Origin of the sequence: Paenibacillus tundrae (assembly GCF_030812775.1) — a bacterium.
Taxonomy (GTDB): domain Bacteria; phylum Bacillota; class Bacilli; order Paenibacillales; family Paenibacillaceae; genus Paenibacillus; species Paenibacillus tundrae_A.
Map to the genome: position 1 here is coordinate 17,336 of NZ_JAUSTI010000018.1, position 24,130 is coordinate 41,465.

At 45.4% G+C, this 24,130-nt stretch carries 22 protein-coding genes and 1 pseudogene; 18 read left to right on the plus strand and 5 right to left on the minus strand.

Going from position 1 to position 24,130, the window contains the following annotated elements:
- The first annotated feature begins 165 nt into the window (after positions 1-165).
- The 3 genes from greA (at position 166) to rlmN (ending at position 3,560) form a co-directional block, all read left to right on the plus strand.
- Positions 166-642: a transcription elongation factor GreA gene (gene greA, locus J2T19_RS23465; protein WP_128104086.1), complete on the plus strand. Its 477-nt coding sequence runs from the start codon at positions 166-168 to the stop codon at positions 640-642.
- Positions 643-928: 286 nt separating this feature from the next.
- The gene (locus J2T19_RS23470) at positions 929-2,284 is read left to right on the plus strand and encodes a sodium-dependent transporter (RefSeq protein ID WP_307220124.1); all 1,356 of its coding nucleotides are present in this window, start codon (positions 929-931) and stop codon (positions 2,282-2,284) included.
- A 181-nt stretch (positions 2,285-2,465) separates the two neighbouring features.
- Positions 2,466-3,560: a dual-specificity RNA methyltransferase RlmN gene (gene rlmN / locus J2T19_RS23475; RefSeq protein WP_307220126.1), complete on the plus strand. Its 1,095-nt coding sequence runs from the start codon at positions 2,466-2,468 to the stop codon at positions 3,558-3,560.
- Positions 3,561-3,682: 122 nt separating this feature from the next.
- Here the strand turns inward: rlmN and J2T19_RS23480 are convergent, their stop codons facing one another.
- Entirely contained in the window at positions 3,683-4,129 is a 447-nt protein-coding gene (locus J2T19_RS23480) for a GNAT family N-acetyltransferase (protein WP_307220128.1), read from the minus strand.
- A gap of 173 nt (positions 4,130-4,302) precedes the next feature.
- On the opposite strand from J2T19_RS23480, the gene J2T19_RS23485 reads away from it, so the two are divergent.
- From J2T19_RS23485 to J2T19_RS23505, 5 genes are all read left to right on the plus strand, one after another.
- Positions 4,303-4,770, plus strand: a complete 468-nt coding sequence (locus J2T19_RS23485) for a MarR family winged helix-turn-helix transcriptional regulator (RefSeq protein WP_307220130.1) — start codon at positions 4,303-4,305, stop codon at positions 4,768-4,770.
- A gap of 47 nt (positions 4,771-4,817) precedes the next feature.
- Entirely contained in the window at positions 4,818-5,927 is a 1,110-nt protein-coding gene (locus tag J2T19_RS23490) for a glycosyl hydrolase family 8 (RefSeq protein ID WP_307220132.1), read from the plus strand.
- Between the two features lie 124 nt (positions 5,928-6,051).
- Positions 6,052-6,927: a diguanylate cyclase domain-containing protein gene (locus J2T19_RS23495; protein ID WP_307220134.1), complete on the plus strand. Its 876-nt coding sequence runs from the start codon at positions 6,052-6,054 to the stop codon at positions 6,925-6,927.
- 160 nt (positions 6,928-7,087) lie between these two features.
- Positions 7,088-8,383: a glycosyltransferase family 2 protein gene (locus tag J2T19_RS23500; RefSeq protein ID WP_307220136.1), complete on the plus strand. Its 1,296-nt coding sequence runs from the start codon at positions 7,088-7,090 to the stop codon at positions 8,381-8,383.
- Positions 8,384-8,527: 144 nt separating this feature from the next.
- Positions 8,528-9,262, plus strand: a complete 735-nt coding sequence (locus J2T19_RS23505) for a class I SAM-dependent DNA methyltransferase (protein ID WP_370874939.1) — start codon at positions 8,528-8,530, stop codon at positions 9,260-9,262.
- A gap of 159 nt (positions 9,263-9,421) precedes the next feature.
- Here J2T19_RS23505 and J2T19_RS23510 read toward each other — a convergent pair whose 3' ends face one another.
- Positions 9,422-10,207 carry an ABC transporter ATP-binding protein gene (locus tag J2T19_RS23510; RefSeq protein WP_307220138.1) on the minus strand — a complete coding sequence of 262 codons (786 nt, stop codon included), beginning with the start codon at positions 10,205-10,207 and terminating at the stop codon, positions 9,422-9,424.
- A 390-nt stretch (positions 10,208-10,597) separates the two neighbouring features.
- Between J2T19_RS23510 and J2T19_RS23515 the strand changes: the two genes are divergently transcribed.
- From J2T19_RS23515 to J2T19_RS23540, 6 genes are all read left to right on the plus strand, one after another.
- Positions 10,598-11,515: an ABC transporter permease gene (locus J2T19_RS23515; RefSeq protein ID WP_307220140.1), complete on the plus strand. Its 918-nt coding sequence runs from the start codon at positions 10,598-10,600 to the stop codon at positions 11,513-11,515.
- A gap of 26 nt (positions 11,516-11,541) precedes the next feature.
- Positions 11,542-12,423, plus strand: coding sequence for a carbohydrate ABC transporter permease (locus J2T19_RS23520; protein ID WP_056703312.1), 882 nt, complete (start codon positions 11,542-11,544; stop codon positions 12,421-12,423).
- Positions 12,424-12,476: 53 nt separating this feature from the next.
- The gene (locus J2T19_RS23525; protein WP_307220142.1) at positions 12,477-14,072 is read left to right on the plus strand and encodes an extracellular solute-binding protein; all 1,596 of its coding nucleotides are present in this window, start codon (positions 12,477-12,479) and stop codon (positions 14,070-14,072) included.
- 32 nt (positions 14,073-14,104) lie between these two features.
- On the plus strand, positions 14,105-15,073 hold the full coding sequence (locus J2T19_RS23530; RefSeq protein WP_307220144.1) for a LacI family DNA-binding transcriptional regulator: 969 nt from the start codon (positions 14,105-14,107) through the stop codon (positions 15,071-15,073).
- A gap of 89 nt (positions 15,074-15,162) precedes the next feature.
- Entirely contained in the window at positions 15,163-16,275 is a 1,113-nt protein-coding gene (locus J2T19_RS23535; protein WP_307220146.1) for a glycoside hydrolase family 88/105 protein, read from the plus strand.
- Positions 16,272-17,345, plus strand: a complete 1,074-nt coding sequence (locus tag J2T19_RS23540; protein ID WP_307220148.1) for a pectinesterase family protein — start codon at positions 16,272-16,274, stop codon at positions 17,343-17,345. The genes J2T19_RS23535 and J2T19_RS23540 overlap by 4 nt, the downstream gene beginning before the upstream one ends.
- A 131-nt stretch (positions 17,346-17,476) precedes the next feature.
- Here J2T19_RS23540 and J2T19_RS23545 read toward each other — a convergent pair whose 3' ends face one another.
- Positions 17,477-18,325: an aldo/keto reductase gene (locus J2T19_RS23545; RefSeq protein WP_307220150.1), complete on the minus strand. Its 849-nt coding sequence runs from the start codon at positions 18,323-18,325 to the stop codon at positions 17,477-17,479.
- A 203-nt stretch (positions 18,326-18,528) separates the two neighbouring features.
- Positions 18,529-19,731 carry an MFS transporter gene (locus tag J2T19_RS23550; protein WP_307220152.1) on the minus strand — a complete coding sequence of 401 codons (1,203 nt, stop codon included), beginning with the start codon at positions 19,729-19,731 and terminating at the stop codon, positions 18,529-18,531.
- A gap of 152 nt (positions 19,732-19,883) precedes the next feature.
- On the opposite strand from J2T19_RS23550, the gene J2T19_RS23555 reads away from it, so the two are divergent.
- From J2T19_RS23555 to J2T19_RS23565, 3 genes are all read left to right on the plus strand, one after another.
- On the plus strand, positions 19,884-20,282 hold the full coding sequence (locus J2T19_RS23555) for a winged helix-turn-helix transcriptional regulator (RefSeq protein WP_307220154.1): 399 nt from the start codon (positions 19,884-19,886) through the stop codon (positions 20,280-20,282).
- Positions 20,279-20,956 (plus strand): TIGR00266 family protein, encoded by a 678-nt coding sequence (locus tag J2T19_RS23560; protein WP_307220155.1) that lies wholly within the window; start codon positions 20,279-20,281, stop codon positions 20,954-20,956. The genes J2T19_RS23555 and J2T19_RS23560 overlap by 4 nt, the downstream gene beginning before the upstream one ends.
- Before the next feature lie 210 nt (positions 20,957-21,166).
- Positions 21,167-21,622 carry a MarR family winged helix-turn-helix transcriptional regulator gene (locus J2T19_RS23565; protein ID WP_307220158.1) on the plus strand — a complete coding sequence of 152 codons (456 nt, stop codon included), beginning with the start codon at positions 21,167-21,169 and terminating at the stop codon, positions 21,620-21,622.
- A 174-nt stretch (positions 21,623-21,796) separates the two neighbouring features.
- On the opposite strand, the pseudogene J2T19_RS23570 reads toward J2T19_RS23565, so the two are convergent.
- Positions 21,797-22,774: pseudogene (locus J2T19_RS23570) on the minus strand (aldo/keto reductase).
- A 124-nt stretch (positions 22,775-22,898) separates the two neighbouring features.
- Between J2T19_RS23570 and J2T19_RS23575 the strand changes: the two are divergent.
- Positions 22,899-23,939: an LCP family protein gene (locus J2T19_RS23575; RefSeq protein ID WP_307220160.1), complete on the plus strand. Its 1,041-nt coding sequence runs from the start codon at positions 22,899-22,901 to the stop codon at positions 23,937-23,939.
- Positions 23,940-24,130 lie beyond the last annotated feature (191 nt).

Genomic DNA, 24,130 nt, shown 5'->3' on the forward strand with positions numbered 1-24,130 from the left:
CCCTGCTTGGGGTGGGGAGCTGATCGTATAACCGAGCTTACCTCGGAGCGCATACACTTCTTCCCATGTATGGGAGAGTGGATTCACTTTTTCTTGGGTATGTTAACCGTTTAGAGTGGATATAGGTTAGAATAGAGATAGAAAGCAGGATTAGGAGATGTTAATATGGCTAATGATGAAGTGATTTTGACGCAGGAAGGCTTGGAAAAGCTGGAGGACGAGCTACGGGAATTAAAGACAGTTAAGCGTAAAGAGTTGGCCGAGCGTCTGAAACTCGCGATTAGTTACGGAGACCTGAAGGAAAATAGTGAGTATCATTCAGCCAAAGATGATCAGGCATTTATGGAAACCCGCGTTTTGATTCTAGAGAAAATGTTGAAGAATGCACGAGTGATTACGGCGGACAACATGGACTCGAACAAAGTGGGCGTTGGCTCCACAGTATTGCTTAACGACATTGAGTTTGCGGAGAAAATCGAATACAAACTGGTTGGGCCTGCTGAAGCTGACGTTACAGATAACAAAATTTCGTACGAAAGCCCACTTGGTAAAGAACTGATGGGCAAAGAAGTGGGTAGTGTCATTCATGTGAATGCCCCGATGGGTGTGATCAAGTATGAATTGCTCGAAATTCGGATCTAACCACGAACGTCGACGTTTCAATTATGAATAAATTCACCTTGTTGAATAAAGAGAGGATCCGAAGCTAATTATAGCCGAAGAACCTCTCTTTTTTTGGTATATATGAAACATACAGGAGTGAAATTCGAGCTTGATCACATACTATAAATAAACAAGCTTGATTGTAATTCCCTTTAAAGCGTTAGTGTAAAAAAATAACATTCTGATTAATTTCATTTTTTCAATGACCTGACACGATGAGTAGTATATAATTACGGGAAATAATAGAACAGATGGAGTAGATAAGATGAATTTCAGTAAGTCACATCTAGAACAGAACAACTCGGGCAAGGGTGAACGCTTCTCCCGTGCAGGATTCATTTTGGCTGCCATCGGTAGTTCAGTTGGACTTGGTAACATGTGGAAGTTCCCGTACATTACGGGAGAGAATGGGGGCGCAGCGTTTTTCCTGCTCTTTATCGTCTGCCTGTTACTCATTGGTCTGCCTGTATTGCTGGCGGAACTTGCAATTGGTCGAAGTGGGCGCGGAAGTGCAGCTACAGCGTTTATCAAAGCTGGCGGACATAAAGGGTGGCTAGCAGCAGGACTACTGCAAGTGTTGACACCGTTTATTATCCTTTCTTTTTACGTGATCATTGCAGGCTGGACACTCCAGTATGCGATCACATCTTTCAGTGGTAGTCTGTTTAGTAACGCGGATTTTGGTGGGCAATTTGATTCCTTTATCGGTGGGTATATGCCGATTGTATGGCAGTTCGTTTCCGTGCTGATCACAGGCTGGATTGTAGCTAAAGGGGTCTCTAACGGAATTGAGAAGTTTAATAAAGTGCTCATACCAGCGATGTTGGTGTTGCTTATTATACTGATGATTCGGGCCATTACATTGCCAGGAGCAGGTGCAGGGGTTTCCTTCTTCCTGAATCCAGATTTCTCTCAATTAACGACCGAATCGGCATTGGTTGCACTTGGACATGCCTTCTTCTCCCTATCTCTCGGGATGGGTATTCTCGTGACCTATGGTTCCTATGTTGATAAAAATCAGTCTCTTGGCGCAGCGACAGTAGCCGTTGGTGCGGGTGACCTAATCTATGCCTTTATCGCAGGTTTAATTATTTTCCCAACGACATTCTCGTTCGGTATCGCACCGGATCAAGGACCTAAACTGATCTTCGTTGCGCTGCCTGCTGCATTCTCGGCAATGCCGCTCGGCTTCCTGTTTGGCGGATTGTTCTTCATCCTGTTGGCTATTGCAGCATTAACATCAGCCGTATCGTTGCTAGAAGTCCCAGTTAAGTATTTCATGGAAAGATTGTCTTGGAGCCGCAACCTTGCTGTGTGGGTTATTTCACTAGCGGTCTTCATTGTGGGTCTTCCTTCGGCTCTGTCGATGGGACTCGTGCCTGAGTTTAACATTAACGGTACAAACCTGTTTGATTGGATGGACTTCATGGCGTCCAACATTATGCTTCCAGTCGGTGGTTTGCTTGTCACGATATTTGCCGGTTACTTCTGGAAGACAGCAGCAGAAGCTTCAGGTCTGAAATCAGGCTGGTTCAAAGTTTGGCTGTTCATGCTGCGCTATGTGGCACCAATCCTGGTACTTCTGGTATTGCTGCACACATCCGGTATTATTCACTTCTAAAGTGTACAGGATGGTAATGAGTATCAGGATGACTACACAGATTTACCAAGCATAAAACCTCTTGGAAGAATTGCAAAAGCCCTTGTGTTCCAACGACAATTTTGGGACAATACGGAGTAGAGGTTTTTTTGAAATAAAAACCGATGAGCCATATGCTTTTTTTCGAAAAGAGGACTGCGTAATGAACCAATCATCCATTTATGGATTAACATTAGAGCAATTACGTTCCTGGTTGCCGGAACACGGGCAGAAGAAATCCCGTGCTTCCCGGATCTGGGAATGGTTATATCAAGAGCGTGTGCATCAGTTTACAGACATGACCGATGTGCGCCAGGAATGTCTGGATGTCATTTCCGAGCACTTTACGATGAACTCTCTGAGTGAACATGTGAAGCAAGAGTCGGCAGATGGTACAGTGAAATTTTTGCTGCGTTTGCAGGATGGGAACCTGATTGAAACGGTACTCATGCGTCAAAAGTACGGTCTCACGGTATGTGTAACCACCCAGGTGGGCTGTAATATCGGCTGTAGCTTCTGCGCGAGCGGATTGATCAAGAAAAGCCGTGACCTGTCTAGTGGTGAAATTGTAGAACAGATTATGCATGTACAGCGTCATCTCGATGCAGCAGGTCAAGGTGAGCGAGTGACCAACGTTGTTGTGATGGGGATTGGCGAGCCGTTTGACAATTTCGAGAACATGAGCAATTTCATCGAAGTGGTGAAGGATCGTAAGGGACTAGCGCTTGCTGCGAAACGGATTACGGTGTCTACCAGTGGTTTGCCAGACAAAATCAAAGAGTTTGCAGACAGCAATCTCCAGGTCAATCTGGCCATTTCACTACATGCACCGAATAATGAACTCCGCACACACATCATGAAGATCAACCGGGCTTTCCCGATTGAACAACTGATGGATGCAGTCGATTATTACCTGGCTACGACGAATAAACGTATTATGTTCGAATACATTCTGCTACGTGATGTGAACGACCAACGCGAGCATGCTGCCGAGCTGGCTGAACTGTTGTCCAGTCGGAAGAGTATGGTCAGTGTGAACCTGATCCCGTACAATCCAGTGGATGAGCATAGCCAGTATCAACGAAGTACAGAGGAGTCGATTCTTGGCTTCTATGATACGCTCAAAAAGAACAACATCAATGCTACGGTTCGTATGGAGCATGGTACAGATATCGATGCAGCCTGCGGGCAATTGCGGAGCAAACAGATGAAGAATGATGCATCTGAGCCGCAAGCGGGTCGTCTTGCCCTGGGATAAGGTCATACTCGAAGTAAGGGCGATGCTCTGAGAGCATTGACCCTGGCTTCAGTGTCTAAATAGTAAACGCCTCTGTACATCACTAAGAAGTGGTGACAGAGGCGTTTTTCGTTTAATTATTTTCAAGCATGCCCTAGTTTCTTAACCATCAATAGATGCGGAATGCCATCTTCCATAAATACATCGGACGCTGGGGCATAGCCAAGCCGTTCATAGAATCCGGAGGCTTGCACCTGAGCGTGTAACTTGGCTTTCTCTAGTCCTTGGGCCAGAGCCATCTGTTCCAGTTTATCAATGAGAATACGACCAAGACCGTGCTTGCGGTATTCGAGCATGACGCAGATCCGTTCCAGCTTGGCAACATCTTCAACAATTCGCAGTCTGGACGAAGCGGCAGGCACACCGTCTACATAGAGAAGAATGTGTCGGGCTTCCGAACCCAGTGCATCATAAGCATCGAATTCATCTTCAGCAGATACCCCTTGCTCTTCAACAAAAATAGCGGTGCGGATAGCAAAAACAGCTTCAAGTAATTCCTGATTATTGACCTCAACAACAGTGATGTTCATTAATGTGTCTCCTTCGTTCAATCGTAATGGTATGCTGACATGGTAGACTATCCAAAATCATATTTGAGTCAAACCATATGTGATCTACCCAATTTGAGATTATTATTTAAAATTAGTTATATCATTATTTTTGTTGTGAATGCAACATAATATCAAATAAGGACGTGAGTGCAATGAAGGATGTATTACGTGAAATTGGCATGATAGCGCGCTGTCTGGATTCCATCAGCAACGTCGAATTTCAACATTTGAATCTATCACGGGGGCAATACCTATACCTATATCGCATATGTGAGAATCCTGGCATTATCCCGAACCAGCTCGCCGAGCTCATCAAAGTGGATCGAACGACAGTGGCTAGGGCGATCAGTAAGCTAGAATCCGACGGATTTATTCGTAAGCAAGCAGCAGTCGATAATAAGAAGAACAAGGAGTTATATCCAACCGAGGCCGGTCTTGAGGCGTGGGAGTTTATTCGTAGAGAAGGGGCTCACTCTGATCAAGTGACCTTGGCGGGATTAACGGAAGAGGAGATTGAGACGGCCGTATCTCTGCTACGCCGGATGCGTCACAACATTGAGGTTGATTGGCGGTTCGTGAAGAAGGGTGGGCGTAGACCGTATATGGATCAGGAGGAATGATCAGCTCTTCGATCGATCAATTTCGAGGAAGAATACAGGAGGACAAGATGAGGAACATAAGCCGGAAAGGGCTGTTATGGCTGCTTATTGTCGTTGCTAGTATTACGGCAGGGTCAATGATCTATATAAAGGGGTATTGGGTAGTGGATGAACCAACTCCAACAGCTGCATTTGTCCAGCATCATATGACCAATCCGAACGGTACGCTGGCTTCTTACTTGAAGGATGCTATATCGGATACGCCTGATGTTGTAGCAGGTCGGGAAGCGTTGTCCGAGTCCCTGGGGTTATGGATGCAGTATGCTGTTGCCAAGAACGATGAGGAATTATTCAAGCAAAGTTACGATCTGCTAACGACCTATTTTCTAATGCCGCAGAAATATATTGCCTGGAAGCTTGATGCTGAAGGGGAATCTTTGGTGACCACGAATGCACTAGGGGATGATCTGCGAATCATAGGTGCGCTGCTATCGGCTACGGAACTGTGGGAACAGGACAAGGCCAGCGTACTTAAGACAGCTGCAGAACTCACCCAAACATTGAATCAATCGGTTCAGATGGAAGGCAACTATATAGACTTTCATGATTTCTCGAATGGAATTTCATCGGATACATTAAGTTTAGCTTACGTGGATTTACCAGCGTTGAAAGCGATGGAGCAGTATGAATTGCATGAGCCCGGGACGTACGAGAAGTACGAGTACATGCTAAAAGGCATGCCGGATGATGGTTTGTTCTATCCTAAATCGTTTAATGTGAACTCCAAAACATATATCTATGATGACAAGGTAAACCTGATTGATCAATTAATTGTGGCTAATCATCTGGCAACAACCAGTCACAAGCCGGATAAGCTTATTTCTTTTCTAAAAGAAGAGTTTGCGACCCGGAAGCAGCTTGCCGGACAATATAGACGAAGTGACCGTACACCAGTAGTTTCCTATGAATCTCCATCTGTATATGGACTTGCAATTCTACTTGCGATCAAGTCAGGTGATCCAAAATGGGCTAAACAACTGTATAACCATATGATCACATTCCGGAGCCAGGATCCCAATTATCCCGGTGGTTACGTATTTAACGGGGACACGCATGCATTTGATAATCTCTTTCCATTAATTGCTGAGACAGAATTGCAAAAATACCTTCGAAAGTAATCATTCTGTCATCTTATGAGATGGTCAATATGGTAGCATAGATTCTGCATTATTTTGTCGTAAATTGGTGAAATATTCAGTAGGGCATATAAATAACATAATTTACATGCAGAAGGGAGAAAAGATGAGAAATAAAGCACCTATTCGCCGTATTGGATGGGGATATGCCAGCTTGATTGGACTCGCTGTAATTCAGCAACTTGTTGTATATCTCAAAATTTATATGAATCAAAGTTATACCACGCTAGATGTCATTTTTAGTGTTGTGTCATTAGCTGCACTAGTTCTCGGTTTTATATTACCTGTCGGTGTATCTGTTGTTGTCATATTTGTGTACCTGGTTTCTTATTTTGTGTGGTTGGTAACCTATGCCGATGTGAATGTGCTTACATTCTCATGGTGGTTGCTCATTCCCGCTAATGTTGCTGTGGCTGCATTCATCAAGGCCAGTCTTGTGCGGAGCGCACGGATTATGGATCGCTTGCAGGAGATGCAGGATCGCAATCCAGAGATTGATCTCGATACCTCGCTTGGCAACAAGGAGGCACTGACGGATACGGTCATTAAGCAGAGTAATCTTGCCAAACGGTATTCAGAGCAGTATGGATTCAGTATGGCGATGTTTAAAATTGAATTTCTACCCTTGGTTATGGAATCTCTCGGATCAGTGAGATATGCGCAGTTCCTGTTGGAGTTGTCCAATACGATCCAGAAGCAGATCCGATTTGAGGATTACAAATTTTATGTAGATCGCGGACGCTTTGTCATTCTATGTCCGATGGTGAACGTAGAGTATCTTCCCGTGCTAACCCAACGGATCAAAAATGCGATGATGGATCTATCTTTTATTGATAAGAAGGGAAATGAACTACAGACGGTTATTCGCTCAGGAGCACTCATTTTTCAGAAAGAAAATTTCAGTAAGTACGAAGATATTGATGCGGTTATTGCTGCGCTTGAACGGAACACAGAGACAGATCTCATTGGTGAATATATCTAAACTAGCTAGAAGGAGAGATGCTCCGTGAACTATGTAACCTGGTTTATCCCCATATGTATCGCTATTAGCTGTATTTTTATGTTGTGTACAATAAGCTTAACGATTGCCACGCTTCGCTTCCGCTCGAAAGTCTATCGCACATATGATCGGAGGAAATCCAGTGGCTGATATTCTTTTACTGTTATCGATTTTTAGTATCTGGATAGCTGTATTTGAATCTATCCTGATCATGGCGGGGGCCATTCGTTTTATCCGCAAACAGGAGAAGATCGGCGTTGTTATTCCTACCAATATGGATCATTATCCAACGATAACGGTCATGGTACCTGCTCATAATGAAGGTATGGTTATTGTAGCTACTGTGGAACATATATTGCAGATGAATTATCCGGAAGAAAAGGTACAGCTTATTGTTATTGCAGATAACTGTACAGATGACACCGCGGCGAAGCTGCATGCCTTCCTAAGCAAAACCCGTTATGTCCATCGTGATGTGACTGTGATGGAGCGCAAAGGAACTGGAGGAAAGTCCGGTGCATTAAATGACGGATTGGAGCTAGCGACAGGGGAGTATATTTGCATTTTCGATGCGGATGCAGCTCCAGAGCGCAATTCATTAATGTTTTTGGCGCAGAAGTCATTGGAAGACCCTGAGAAGTATGGGGTGGTTTATGGGAGAAACAAGGCTCGGAACAGAGGGCAGAATTTCCTTTCAAAATGTATTAATCTGGAGCTTATTACGGCACAGCGTGTCTATCACACCGGCCTTTGGGAGCTGTTTAAGCTAGGCACAATTCCAGGTACCAATTACATTATTAAAACAGAACTAATCCGTGATATTGGTGGTTGGGATGTTACAGCCATTACCGAAGACACAGCACTCTCCTTTGATATCCTCGCTCGCGGACAATATATTGCACTGGCTCCCCAAGCTGAGGCATACCAACAGGAGCCCGAGAAGCTTAGTGTATACATGAAACAACGTGAGCGCTGGGCCAAAGGGAACTATCAGGTCGTTCTGGATAACTTTCCGAATCTGTTCAACCGCTCCAACTGGCGTAGTAAGGTGTTATTGCTGTACTATGCGATCAGTTATTTCTGGTTTATGATTGCGATCATCGTCTCGGATATTATCTTTATCGTGAACCTGGTGTTTCGGATCATCGGTATATTTAATCCAGAAGTAAGCTCTCCGTTCCAGTTCTCTGGAGATGTGTATGTGTATCTGGTCATCGCTTGGGCGTTAATGTACTACATTTATGTTCTGCAGATTAATCTCGCCCTGGCCTCTGATATTGGACAAAGCAATATACGCAATTTTATATATGCCTGCCTATCCTACTTTACCTATGCACAGTTATTTATCCTCATCTCCATCAAGGCATCTTATTCGTTAACGATGGATAAGATCCGGAAGCGTGAGAGCAAGTGGTATAAGACACAACGTTTTGGATAATCCAATTCATTCTAACGCCGTCAGGCTACTTTCTGAACATTTCGGAAAGTAGCCTTTTGGTATAGGTGGACGGGCTTACAGACTTCAGGTATACTCATGCGAGCAAATATATAGAGGTTGTTCAACATGCACATATAGGAGGCGATGAGGCTGGTTAACAGGGGATCGGATTTCTATGATAATGAGGCTAACTTTGAGAAGTATATGGAGCGACGGCGGTGGCAGGAGAATGCGAACGATACGCTGGAGAAGCCGATTATGCTGGAGTTAATTGGTGATGTCGCAGGCAAAAGCATATTAGATCTAGGCTGCGGGGATGCCAAGTTTGGTGCAGAATTGCTTGGAGCACAGCATCAGGCGTCTAGTTACACCGGGGTTGAGGGCTCAGTCAACATGGTAGATGCAGCCCACGAATCGGTAAAAGGTCTGAATGCTCAGATCAAGCAAGCGTTCCTTGAGGACTGGAATGATGAGGCGCAGACTTATGACGTGGCCATATCCAGATTAGCCATTCACTACATCGAAGATATCGATAGCCTATTCCGAAAGGTATATCACACCTTAAAGGACGGAGGAACGTTCAGCTTTTCGGTTGAACATCCGGTAATCACATCCACCTTACAGCCTTCAGGTACTCGAACGAACTGGATTGTAGATCAATATTTTATCGAAGGTTTTCGGGAGCAACAGTGGTTAGGTGGTTCGGTGAAGAAGATGCACCGTGCACTTGAATCATACTACATCGCTCTACAGAAGGCGGGATTCCGTGTGGAGCATTTACGGGAGTCAGCGCCACAGCGTCAGCATTTTGTGAATGAAGAGACTTATCTACGGCGTCAGCGGATTCCACTATTTTTATTGTTATCGGCTCACAAATAAAAGGATGAACTTGCACAGCTTACTGTGGATAATTCATCTAAGCGCCACCAGCCCAAACTTCTATCCACATGTGGATAAGATGTTTGGGCTGGTGAATTAGAGCTCTATACACAGAAATGTGTGCACAACATAGCAATAGATGTTGATGAAATAAGCTAATTATTGTTCTGCTGCCCTAACATACACACGATCTCCGTGTCGATCAACTTCAACTGGGGCTTCAAAAAATTGACTCAGTACCTCAGCATTCATCAACTCGCTGGTCAATCCCTGGTTTACAACCTCACCTCTACGAAGTAGCAGACTATGGCTAAATACAGGCAAAATCTCTTCTGTATGATGTGTAACATAAATGAGAGATGGAGCATCAGGACGCAGGGTCAGATTGTGAATGCTCTCTAGTAGTCGCTCTCTAGAGAATAAATCGAGGCCATTACACGGCTCGTCCAGAATAAGGATGCGTGGGTTGGCCATAAGTGCTCTCGCAATGAGTAGCTTCTGCTTCTCCCCTTGGGAACACGTACGATACTCGCGATCCCATAGATGTTGGCAGCCGAGCGTGCTCATCAGCTCCTTGGCCTGTTCCAGATCCCCATCGGATAACTTGTCATATAGCCCGATCGTAGCATGCTTTCCACTAATAACAACATGCTGCGTTCGGTCGCTTCCATGTAATTTCTCCTGTAGGGAAGAGCTAACCCATCCAATCGATTTCCGCAGCTGTCGCAAATCGACATCCCCGTAGGCATGTCCAAGCACAGAGATGTTACCTTCAGATGGCCACTGATAACCGGTAATCATGTTAAGCAGTGTCGTTTTACCTGAACCGTTCAGACCGAGAAGCGCCCAATGCTCACCTTTGCGTACAGACCAACTGACATCATTCAACAAGGTAATCGCTCCTCTTCGCCAGGACACACGCTGCACATCAATCATCATATTCATTCCTTCTTTCTGTATCCTCGCTTCATTTATTGTAGTCATAACGCCCTGGGTGTTTCAATAGATATAGATGGGTAAACGATTGTCCCGCTCCACAGTTGAGGCTAATCTCTGCGAGTGAGATTTTGTTGTTGCCAAACAAGATAGACTTTGCTAAGATGATTAAAAGTTAATGTAAGCGTATACATTTAAGTTATAATTACAACGTTGTAATTTTGGGATGTAATTATTATTCCACCATCAAAATGCCATCCCAGATTACCTATTAAGCTTATTTAACCATGTTTGATAGCTACTCTAGAATCATTAGATAGCTGAGGTAGTCTTATTGAGGGATAATTCTATCCATAAATTCAAACGTTGTAATTTTAATCCGAGGGGGAAAGATTCAAGGTGAAAAAACGGATGTCCACGTTGTTCAGCCTAGTCAAACGGGATAAGTATCTGCTGCTTATGTTCTCTCCAATCTTTCTGTATTACGTGATTTTCATGTACGTTCCCATGCCTGGCATTTTGCTCGCCTTTCGGAATTTCATACCCGGTCAGGGAATGTTTAGTGGGGAGTGGGTTGGTCTAAGGTGGTTTGATCAGTTTGTGAACTCCATCTATTTCTGGAGGCTGCTGCGTAACACGTTTCTGCTCGCCTTCCTGCCGCTTCTATTCGGATTCTCCATTCCCATTCTGTTCGCTGTCTGTATCGTTGAGATTAAGAATCGAACCTTCAAGCGATTTGCCCAGACCGTTACTTATCTCCCGCATTTTATCTCCACCGTCGTTGTTGCAGGGATGATTATCAATTTTTTATCCCCTACAGACGGAATCGTCAACACCCTGATCGCCAAGCTTGGTATGGAAAAAGTAAACTTCATGATGGATGCCGGATGGTTCCGTACCATCTTCACTAGCTCCGATATATGGCAGAGCTTTGGCTTCAGTTCGATTATCTACATTGCTGCAATTATGGGCATAGACCCTGAAATGTACGATTCCGGTAAGATTGATGGGGTCAACAAATTTCAAGAGCTGTGGCACTTGACGCTTCCAAGTATCAAACCAACAATCGTCATTTTGCTGCTTCTGTCGCTAGGTGGAATTATGAGTGTAGGTTTTGAAAAAGTATACCTGCTCTACAACGGGGCTACCTATGAGACGGCCGATGTATTGTCCACTTACGTATACCGGATGGGGATTGAAGGCCAGAATTACGGTTTTGCAACAGCTGTAGGTCTGTTTAACTCGATCATCACGTTTGTGCTGGTATTTGCGGCCAATACGATGACTCGGCGGTTGACCAAGATGTCACTCTGGTAAGACCATTCCACCAAAGGAGACTTGATATGCAAAAATCGAGAAGTGATCGGTTATTCTATGCATTTATCTATTTGCTGACCATCTTGGCGGTCGCTGTTACGTTATATCCCTTTCTGTACGTTGTCAGTATTTCATTCAGTTCGGTGGAAGCCATCGACAAACAACAAGTGGTGTTGTGGCCAGTAGGTTTTACCCTCTCGGGGTATAAAATGGTGCTGCAATATAGCGAGTTATGGGTCTCTTTTTACAATACCCTGTGGTACACCGTCGTAGGTACGCTGCTCAATATTGTAGCGACCTGTCTAGCGGCATTCCCTTTATCCAGACAACAGTTTTTCCTGCGTAGAAAGTTGAACTTTTTCATCGCCTTCACGATGTATTTCTCGGGTGGACTCATTCCCGTTTACATGTTGATTACGTCTCTCGGATTGTACAATACACGCTGGGTTATGGTGCTGCCTGTGCTTGTCATTACATTTAACGTGATGATCTGTCGCTCGGCATTTGAAGGCATTCCGAATGAGATTTTCGAGAGTGCAAGTATCGACGGTGCCAACGAGATGACCATGCTATACCGCCTGGCGGTGCCCATTATCAAACCAACGTTAGCTGTTCTGACACTGTATTATGCCGTGTTTCACTGGAACAATTTCTTCTCTGCTCTACTCTATCTCGGCAAACAGGATATGCAGCCCTTACAGATGTTCTTACGCCGAGTATTAATCATGGCCTCACCTGAAGTGATGCAGAAGATGGGGGGCACGATGACTTCGGGTGCACTAGCGGTCTCTACACTTCAAGTCCGGTATGTGTCCATTGTGGTCAGCATTCTACCGATTGTTTCCATCTACCCATTTATCCAACGGTACTTCGTCAAAGGGATCACCCTCGGAGCCGTGAAAGGATAGCCTTACTTGATCACCGTACGACCCAGGTTGTTCATAACAAGGAGGATTAGCGGATGAGAATTAGAAGAGCAGGAAGAAAAAGTATCATTGCAGCCATATTGGCGATCAGTCTGGCAGGATGTAGCGGCGGGGCTGGAACAGGAAATGATGCAGGGAATGCCCCAACAAGCTCAGAACCAGCATTCAATTACACTGGATCAGGGCCGGTGACCGATCAGCCTGATGCGAAGTTGTCCATACTTGGAACGAATGCGTGGACGACCAACGTAGATCTATCTACTGCCGCCATCGTGAAGAAAATTGAGAGCAATGCAGGGGTTGAGGTTGATTGGGATCTGATTCCACCTCAGAACTATGCGGACGCAGTCAATCCAAGGCTGGCAGCAGGTACTGGCTTACCCGATATCGTGTATTTACCTGATCAGGATCAGCTTATGAAATACATCAACAGTGGATTGTTTATTCCATTGAATGAGTTGATCGATAAGTACGGGGTGAATCTCAAAAAAATATATGAGCAATCCCCCTCGGTCAAAGCCAGTTTAACAACGCCAGATGGTAAAATGTATTATGTCCCGCAGCAAACGCTAACCAAGAACTATATGCCTGTAATGATGATCAATCAGCGCTGGCTGAAGAAGCTCGGCTTAAGCGAGCCAACAACATTGGATGAATTCACTGCGATGCTGCGCAAGTTCAAGACCGATGATCCGAATGGTAACGGCCAGGCGGATGAAATTCCATTGTCGATGGAATCTAAGTTTATTCCGATGGCATTTGGGCCGGTATTTGGTTTGGATCTGGCGAATCAATTCTATGCAGATGATCAAGGTAAGGTTCATTTCAGTTATTATGAGCCTGCCTATAAGGAATATCTCACCTATCTGAACGGACTTTATAAGGAAGGTCTGCTCGGTGTAGATTATGCAAGTACAACGAGTGATCAGGTTACATCCCGGATCTCGCAGGATTTGACGGGTGCGACGTTTAATTTTAGTTGGTATATGTCGATGGTCTACAGTCCGCTGTACAAGGATTACGACCCGGCTGAGCCCATTTTCAAAGGTATTCTACCGTTAAAAGGGCCTCATGGCGACCAATTCTATGTTGGACGTACGCCAGTGAGTGGTATTTTCGGGATTACCCGGGACAGCAAAAATCCAGAGTTAGCCTTCCGTTTCCTCGATTATGCAGTTAGTGAGGAAGCACAGACGTATTACACATGGGGCATCAAGGACGACACGTACACCGAAGAGAATGGTGTGAAGACCTTCACAGAGAAAGGCAAAGACAACGAATATATTCAAAAGCTCGGGATTGGGCCGGTCAATCTGCCGAACATTCAATCCACCGATTCTGCTGATTCCGTTGTAGCAGAGTGGCATGCTAAGCTTGATAAGGAAATGGAGCCGTATATTCGTGAACCCTTCCCATTTGTCTATGCTCTGCCAGATGAAGCTAGTGTAGAGAGCATGTCCATGCCGGATATTACGACATATGTGGAAGAAATGAACTTCAAATTTATTAGTGGAGATACAAGTCTAGATCAGTTCGATAGCTATATTGAGACATTGAAGAAAATGAACATTGAGCAAGTTATTGCCGGCAGACAGGCGCAGTATGATCGGTACAAAGCTGCACAGCAATAAGTTTCCCAAGGTATGAGAGGTGTTGATTTCTTTTGATAACCATTAAGGACATTGCCAAACTGGCAGGGGTGAGCTATAGCACAGTATCCAAGGCGCTCAACGGTGATCCTCGAATCAAACCTGCGACGAGACAGAAAGTGCTCGCGGTGGCAGAGAAGCACCAGTATCGAAAAAACATTATGGCTCAGCAGCTCTCCACTGGCAGAAGCAACATCATTGGCTTTGTTCTTGATGAACTGAGCAATCCATTGTTCTCCAACATATCAGGCAATTTACATGCGGAACTCAAGAAACGGGGCTACCAGATGATCCTCGTTGTAGCGGATGATGGGGTGGATATATTCAGTCAATTACGTGTGGACGGCTGTATCCTCTGGGATTACGCACTTGAAGATCGGGAAGCCTTCTGGAAAAAGTTCGCTACCTTGAACATGCCTTGTTTTGTACTCGGTACGGACGAAGCCCCGAATTCTCCTTACATCAAGATTGATCGTAAAGAAGGAATTTACAAGGCAGTACAGCACCTTCAATCCCTCGGACACAGTCGGATCGGATTCATCGGGAACTCCCAGAATATCAAGCTGGAAGGATACCGAGAAGCGTTGCAGCGTACAGGTCTTGGGCTTGAGCCTCACTACGTTTTGCCTGCGCACTCATCGTGGGAGGATGGATATTTTGCCATTCGAAATTATACATTTGGGCCAGAATCACCGACAGCATTTATCGGGCTTAACAACCTGGTGACCCGGGGGGCGCTGCGTGCGCTTCTCGAAGCTGGATATAACGTGCCTAAGGATATCTCATTAATCGGTTATGATGATCTGCCGGATATGCAGTACGCCGAAGTCGCGCTCACCACGATTGGTCCGCCGCTGGAGGAACTGGCGGCACAGGCAGCAGAGTTGATCGTATCGTTAATTCGCGGCGAGCAGACGGAATATCCGGTGGTGATTCAACCGCAGCTGAATCACCGCAGTTCAACGGCAGTTTCTCGGAAGTGATGACCTGAGCATCAATAACATATAACAGGTCGTTTGAGGATCGAGTTTGCAATATACAATACCGTATCACATCCTAGGAGGTTGATTGTATGCCAATACAGACACAGTTATCCTGGTCTGAACGAATAGCAGAGACGATTGTAGAGCAATGTGACAATGACGGTTATCATGCATTTCCTTCTGAACGCTGGGCTTATGTTCAAGGCATGACTCTTATGGCGATGGCGCAAACGGGTGAACAGTATGGCAAAGACGAATATATTGATTTTATGAAGCGACATATGGATCTATATATTCAAAAGGATGGTTCGATCGCAACGTATTCGCTTGAAGAATACAACCTGGATCAGATTAATCAGGGTAAGAACCTTTTTAGACTGACGGAAGATGCTGAAGATCAGCGTTATGAGGAAGCGGCGCATCTACTCGCGGCACAACTGGCGGGACAGCCAAGAACATCGGAAGGAGGCTTCTGGCACAAAAAAATCTATCCATTCCAGATGTGGCTGGATGGACTGTACATGTCCTCCCCTTTTCTCGCACAATACGCGAAAAAGTTCAATCGCCCCGAATTATGGGATGAGGTTGCTCACCAGATTTTGCTGGTTGAGCGTAAGACCCGCGATCCGCGAACAGGCCTGCTCTATCATGGATGGGATGAATCAAAGGAGCAGGTATGGGCAGACTCCACAACCGGGTGTTCCGCACACTTCTGGAGTCGAGCGATGGGATGGTATGCAATGGCGATCGTGGATAGTATAGAGCATTTCCCGATTCATCATCCGAAGCGGGGAACCATCATCGGTATCTTCGAGCGGATGTGTAACGCATTGGTACGCGTGCAGGAGCAGGAGAGTGGTCTCTGGTTCCAAGTGTTAGATCAAGGGTTCCGCAAAGGCAACTACCTGGAAGCTTCAGGTTCAAGTATGTTTGTGTACGCACTTGCGAAGGGTGTTCGCTTGCGTTATTTGGAGCCACAGTTCAAGCAAGCGGCTGAGAAAGGCTGGCAAGGTCTGATATCTCGATTGGTAGAAGAGACGGCAGATGGGGTGAAGCTGAACAGCATTTGTCATGGGGCAGGACTTAGTCTTGATCGAGACGGATCGTACAGCTATTACGTGAGTGAGCAGGTCGTAAGTGATTCCTTCATGGGGACAGCACCGCTTCTACTGGCCGCGCTGGAAATGGAGCGATTGTCATGACCAAACGTGTGCTGCCACCCACATATCTGAGCCAGAGCACTATATATTATACCGTGGCAACCGACGGAAGTGGGGATTACACGACCATTCAGGCTGCGATTGACGCAATTCCTGATCATTCTGAAGCCAAGCTGGAGATTCGCATTAAACCAGGAGTGTATGTTGAGAAGCTGCATATTGAGAAGTCTAAGGTTCACCTCATCGGTGAGGGACCCGAGCAGACGATCATCACGTATGATGATCATGCCCTCAAGACATTCCCGAACGGCGAGCTGTATCATACATTTCATTCCTATACCGTGTTTGTTGGGTCTGATGACTTTACCGCAGATGGGCTCTCGTTTGTAAACTCGGCGGGGCCAGGTAAGCTTGTTGGTCAGGCTCTGGCGATATATGTTGACGGAGACCGAGCAGCCTTCCGGAACTGCCGATTCATTGGGCACCAGGATACAATCTTCACCGGGCCGCTCCCGGAGCAACCGTTAGATCGAAGCTTTTTTGGAGGGCCACGTGATGGAGCGGAGAGGCGTAAGTTAAGACAATACTATGAAGGCTGTTACATTGAGGGCGATGTTGATTTTATTTTTGGCTCAGCGACGGCGGTATTTAAAGATTGTGAGGTCTTCTCTAAGGTTCGTGTATCCGGTGCAGATCAGGTACAGGGAGAAGTGCAGGGCTATGTTACTGCGGCTTCCACGCCTGAGGATGTGAAGTATGGTTATGTGTTTATTGACTGTGATCTAACCAGCAACGCACCTCCTGAATCGGTGTATCTTGGACGGCCATGGCGTAATTACGCGAAAGTATGCTTTCTCAACTGTTGGATTGGAGCCCATGTGAAGCAGGAAGGCTGGCATAACTGGAATAAAACCGATGCAGAGAGCACCGTGGTATTCGCAGAGTATAACAGTTCAGGGCCAGGAAAAGCACAGGCAGGTGGTCGTGTACGATGGGCTGATCTCCTAACGGAGCAGGAAGCGGCTGAATACACGATACCTCTTATTTTGTCGGGTGAAGATAATTGGCAACCTTTCCGTGCTTCATCCCCGATTGAAAAGCCCAGTGAATAGCTGCTCTCGTATCAGTTACTCTACTACACTAAATGTTTAAGCTATCGCACGAAAAGCCTCCATACCTTCCGCCATAGCGAAAGGAGTGGAGGCTTTGTGGATCTTATTGGATCGATATTTAATTCAACGGATTAGAAATCAAAGTTATCTGGATCAGGTCCAACGCGTTGATCTTCATTCAGCGCATTGATTCGTTGCATCTCTTCAGAAGATAGCTCGAAATCAAAGATCGAAGCGTTCTCTTCAATGCGATGCGCCTTAGTGGATTTTGGAATAGTAACGACACCGTTCTGAAGATCCCAACGCAGAATGATCTGTGCAATTGACTTGCCTTTTGCTGATGCAATCTCTGAGAGCACCGGGTTATCCAAAAGCTGACCTTGCATGAGCGGGGACCATGCTTCAAGTTGAATGTTGTGTTCTTCACAGAAGGCTTTCAGCTTCGTCTGCGTCAGACGAGGATGATATTCTACTTGATTCACCATAGGAGTGATCGTAGCGTCCTGCATGAGATCTTGCAGATGATGGATCTGGAAGTTACTTACCCCGATCGCTCTAATCCGGCCTGCTTGGTAGAGTTCCTCGATGGCTTTCCATGCAGCTTTATATTTGCCTGCTTTTGGCCAGTGAACCAGATATAGATCCAAAACCTCGAGTCCTAGCTTATTCATCGTTGTATCGAAGGCGGCAAGTGTCTCTTCGTATCCAAGGTCAGCATTCCATACTTTGGACGTGATGAAAAGGTCTTCGCGCTTAAGATTGTTCTCTTGCAATGCTTCAGCAATTGCTTGTCCTACGCCAGCTTCATTGCCATATACAGCAGCCGTATCAATACTGCGATACCCGTGTTTAATGGCATGTTTAACTGCTGCGATTAACTCGGCTCCTTCTTCTACTTTGAATACGCCGAGTCCAAACCAAGGCATGTGAACGCCATTATGCAATGTTGTTGTCGATTGTAAGTGTTGTGCTGTTGTCATGAAAATTCCTCCTTGATGTGTATACAATTCGTTACTTCTTGTAGAATTGTTATTAATTCATGATACAAAATCAAATCATAGTAGATCAAATTGCAATCAACGTATATTATATAATTATACACTGTTTTGAAACCGGTTCCCTACTCAAGATAAGCTCTTTAAATTGAAGAGTATCTAGCGTTAGTAGACTTTAATGAGAGAAATTACTTATGTGCCGGTACATGCATTTCTTTACGGTCAAGCAATCTTGCCCAAGCGGTTAAGATTACCGCAGTGAGTACCATGAGTGCTCCTACCCATGTTGTATGGATCAAGCCTATGGAATCCGTGATTACACCACCGAGATAGGCGCCGATTGCAATACCAGCGTTAAAGGCAGCGATGTTAAAGGCTGAGGCTACATCTTTTGCCTGCGGTGCATACCGCTCCGCGAGTGACACCACATGCATCTGTAATCCCGGGACATTCATAAAAGCAAGCATACCCATCCCTAGGATCGTAACCAATGCTGCTGTTTTGAAGGGAACGGTGAAATATAGTATACCCAGAATGACGGTTTGGATCATAAACATGTAGAAAAGAGCCTGTAGTGGACTGCGGTTGGCTGCTTTTCCTCCAAGAATATTACCAATCGCAATGGCGATCCCGTACACAAGTAGAATGAGTGCTACGGTTGGCTCCGCGTACCCGCTAATATCATGTAATAGTGGAGACAGATAGGTGAAGACAACAAATGTCCCTCCATATCCGACGGCTGTAATAACAAAAGCAAGCAGCAATCTTCCGTTGGTTACAAGTTTCAGTTGGTTCCGGAAGGCAGTGCGTGTTCCGCGCTCCAGTGTGGAGGGCACGAGCAGCAGGTTACCAATCAACGCGATGAGCCCAATGACCACGATGAGAATAAAAGCTGCACGCCAACCCCAGTGCTGACCAATAAGCGTACCTAGCGGTACACCGGTTACGGTCGCAACGGTCAACCCGGAGAACATGATGGCGATTGCACTGGCTCTACGATTGGCAGGTACAAGATCCGCTGCAATCGTTGAACCAATCGACATGAATACACCATGGGATAGGGCTGTGATGATTCTAGCAATGAGCAGCAGCGTAACCCCGCTAGATAAGGCCGCAAGCGTGTTGCCTGCGATAAAAACAAGCATGATTGCAAGTAACAACGTTTTGCGTGAGACGGTAGACGTTAGAGAGGTTAGGATAGGTGCTCCAAACGTCACGCCAAGTGCATATAAGGTAACGGTTAATCCCGCTGTGGTTACAGATATGCCTAGATCATCTGCAATAAGCGGCAACAGACCTACGCTGATAAATTCAGTGGTGCCGATGGCAAATGCACTGATTGCGAGTGCCAGCAGCGCGAGTGTACTTCGTTTAGTAGAACTTTGTAACATATATAGCTCAACTCCCTGGAATGTGGATTTACGTACTGGCAAATGCTATTATGAGATATTCCATATCAAATGAATAGTACGTACTTTTTAGTACCATACGTACTTTTTGGTGCCTATACCGTTCATAAAATTCGCCAGGGAGGAGACATACCATGGAGAGGAAGAAGTACAATATTTCTGTTGAAGCAACCCTTGAGGTCATCGGTGGTAAATGGAAATGTGTGATTTTATGCCATCTGACCCACGGGAAGAAACGTACCAGTGATCTTAAGCGCATTATGCCTGCTATAACGCAAAAGATGCTGACACAGCAATTGAGAGAGCTTGAGGATGATGGCATTGTGAATCGAATCGTCTACAATCAGGTTCCACCGAAAGTGGAGTACGAATTAAGCGAATATGGTCGGAGTTTGGAACCGATACTCAATGCACTTTGCAATTGGGGCGATCAGCATATCGTAAGGGAATATGGTGATAAAGCGTTGATGTTGGAGGACAATGGGTTGAATGATTTTGGTTCTGAAGACCACAAGGAGCTGATGAAGCAATGAATTATGAGATTCTGCATCAAGGTGCGTTTGCTATGCTCAAAGTTAATCTAGAACGCGGAGAACGGTTCAAGGCTGAGAGTGGAGCGATGGTATCTATGACTCCTACGATTGAGCTGAGAGGTTCTGCAGAAGGTGGCATGTTCGCAGGGTTTGGACGCATGATTAGTGGGGAGAAGTTTTTCTTTCAAGAACTGACGGCAACTGGAGGATCAGGAGAGGTTCTATTGTCTCCTTCAAGCATGGGCGATGTGCAAGTCGTTGAGTTAGACGGTTCATACTCCCTCTATGTGCAGAAGGATGGATTCCTCGCGGGTACTGAAGGTATTCAGGTGAATAGCAAAATGCAGAATCTCAAAAAAGGTCTCTTTTCTGGAGAAGGGTTCTTCATTATTGAGATCAGTGGTCGGGGAACCGTATTTCTATCTTCGTATGGTGCAATCCATGCCATTCATCTGGCTGCGGGCGAAGAGGTCATCGTGGATAATGCACATCTCGTTGCATGGCCTCATTATATGAATTATCGCATTGAGAAAGCATCACAGGGCTGGCTATCCAGTGTGACTAGTGGAGAAGGGTTGGTGTGCCGGTTCAGGGGAGAAGGAACGATCTTGATCCAGAGTCGCAATCCGCAAGGGTTCGGACAATGGGTGAAGCAATTTATCCCTTCGCGTTAAACGGCCATGAAAAAAGATACAAAAGTTGCAACGGATCAGATGGCAAAATCGTTATAAGAATAATTAACCTGCAATGCCTAGATATAATGGTTGTCCAAACCCATGATATAGCCTTGGTAAGGGGGTTCATGTGACGACCATTAATCTGTAATATTCTCTAGTATATGTAATGAAGTAGAATTCTAAGGCATCGGTGATGGAGGAATTGAGATGAGTTCACAGTTTAAACATGCAAATGAAAGTCCAGGACACCTGTTATGGCAGGTTACGACCATGTGGAGTAAAGAAATGAGAAGGGTTCTTGAGCCGCTTGGGTTAACACACCCACAATTTGTGCTTCTACATGGATGCTTATGGTTGAATGAACGCGATGAAGAGGGTAATGGTGTTACTCAGGTTCAAATTTCTCAATTTACGAATGTCGATGTTAATGTAACATCTCAAGTTCTTCGTGCGCTTGAAAAGAGAGGGCTGATTCAACGTACTCGTCATAAGACGGATACAAGAGCAAATATCATTTCTACAACGCCAGAGGGCACAGCTCTTGCTAATCAGGGAATTCAGGTTGTAGAGGCTGCAGACAAGGCGTTTTTTGATCTGGTAAGTGATCGTAAGGAAGAGTACATGGATATTTTACGTGAGTTTATTAATAATAAATCCGAATAACGGACGTATTGGATTTTTTTGTACATTATTAAACTACATGTTGTAGTGAGAGCAGAAGATTATTCTACATAAAATGATACTCAACCATTGAAAACCTCCCTGACCTTGCAGCCGGGAGGTTATTTATTTTGTTTTATGATGAACTATGAACGGATGTAAGTTTAGTGTTCATGATTATTCACTCAGCCGGTAGGTTGCAAAAGGCTCCCTATGACGGAACGAATCACTAAGCTGATCCAGTTCAGCCATCATGTCGGATGTCAGTTTGAGATCAAGGCTCTGGAGATTGTGCTCCAGTTGTTCTGTACGTGTGGCTCCAACGATCACCGTTGAAACTGCCGGACGTGCCAGTAGCCAAGCGAGGGATAATACACTTGGGGAGCAACCATGTTCCGCCGCTTTCTCGCTAACTTGTCGTCCTAAATGAATATTGTGCTCCAGCAGAAAACGATTGAAAGATGGATCGGTGTCTGCCCTAGAGCCGGATGGTACAGCTTGTTCTCCATTGTACTTGCCAGTTAAGATACCGCCAGCCAGCGGGAAATATGGGATAATGCCGACACCTTGATCCAAGCACAGCGGTACCAATTCTAGCTCAGGTGTACGGTCAGCGAGAGAGTAGCTCGTTTGCGTAGAAATATAACGAACATAACCCTTCAACTCGCTCGTGCCGAGAGCTTTCATCAGCTCCTATGCGGCATAGTTGGACGCTCCGATGTATCGGACTTTACCGGAGGATACCATGTCATCCAGCGTGCGCAACGTTTCATCCAGCGGTGTGTGCGGATCGAAAGTATGGATCTGGTACAGATCAATATAGTCCGTCCGCAGACGACGGAGACTATGCTCCAGCTCTTGTTGCAAATGATAGCGGGAGGAACCCCGCCCATGAGGACCATCGTGCCGGGGTAGTCCGGCCTTGGTAGCAAGCACAGCGTTTTCCCGTTTACCTGCAAGGGCTTGTCCAATAATTCGTTCGGATTCCGTGCCAGCATAGATGTTAGCGGTATCGATGAAGTTAATCCCTTGATCCAGTGCGGCATGAATAATACGGGTAGATGTCGGTTCGTCGGCACGTTTGCCGAATGCGTTGGTGCCCAGACCGAGTGCGGATACGCGTAGACCGCTGTTGCCTAAATGTCGAAATTCCATCATGTATCGCTCCTTTCTGTGCCATATCTTATCATGGCGATTATAACCTAATCTATTGAAATGATGTTATTAATATAGTTAAATGATTCTTAGAAACCGCTCTTATAGAGTTAAAGGAGAAATCATGGAAAACAGTGCAGCTCACTTAACCAGACGGAAGCCGAAGAAACCGAAGAAGAGATGGAAGAAGCCCCTAATCATTACATTGAGTGTGCTTGTTTTGTTAGGAGGGCTTGGATTCATTTATCAAAAGCAACTGGTCATACTAGCATTCAACATGTTTGCCTCAGATACGGTGAAGGAAACACTGGATGATTCCTTCAAACCAGCGGGTAATGAAGACGCACCCGTTGTGGAACATACAGATCCATTCTCGCTGTTGCTGCTCGGGATCGATCAACGTGACAACGAACCAAGTCGTTCAGATACGATCATCTACTCCGTCGTTCGCCCAGAAGATAATAAAGTACTGTTACTGTCCATTCCGCGTGACTCCTATACAGAAATTGTAGGTCGGGATGTAAAATCGAAAATTAATTCAGCGTATGCTCATGGTGAGGCTAAGATGGCTATGGATACCGTGGAGAAGCTGCTGGAGAACAAAGTAGACTTCTATGCGGCCATTAACTTCAATGGTCTGAAAGATATCGTAGATGCGGTAGGCGGAGTAGAGCTGCCAATTAAGAAAAATATTGAAAACAAGCTAAAGACGCACGAAAAGCTGTTCGTCGAAGCGAACAAACCGATCTATAACGGAGAGGAAGCGCTGGGATATGTGCGATACCGTGAAGACTCCGATTTTAACCGGACGATGCGTCACCGGATTTTCCTGAGTGCATTCATGAACCGTGCGCTTGAGGTCAAAAACCTAACCAAGATTCCAGATGTCATTAAAATTGCTGGATCAAACTTTACGACCAATATGAACTCTGATTTTATTGTTAAATTTGCCGAGTCATTGTACATGAAAGATAGCATTCCGACGATCAGCAATTATATGCTACAGGGTACGGGTGCGATGCGTGGCGGTGTCTGGTATTACGATCTATCGGAAGAAGATCTGCAACATGTACGTACGATGATTGCCAGCTGGCTTGATCCAGATGCAACCGAAATTATAGAGCCAAGCACAGACGATACAACAGAATCGACAGATGCGGCATAAAAGGGTGAATCAGACTCTTCTTGCGATCCTAGAATGGATTCGAGTACAAATTGTGTGGAACGTAAGCCTGAAGAAGCTCATTGCTTCTTGGGCTTTTTTTATTTTGTCACAAAGGATGGGGTAGGGATTAGCGGAGTTATTGCAACATTTACATCTTTTTCAGATCACAATAGAGTAAAATATAGGGAAAC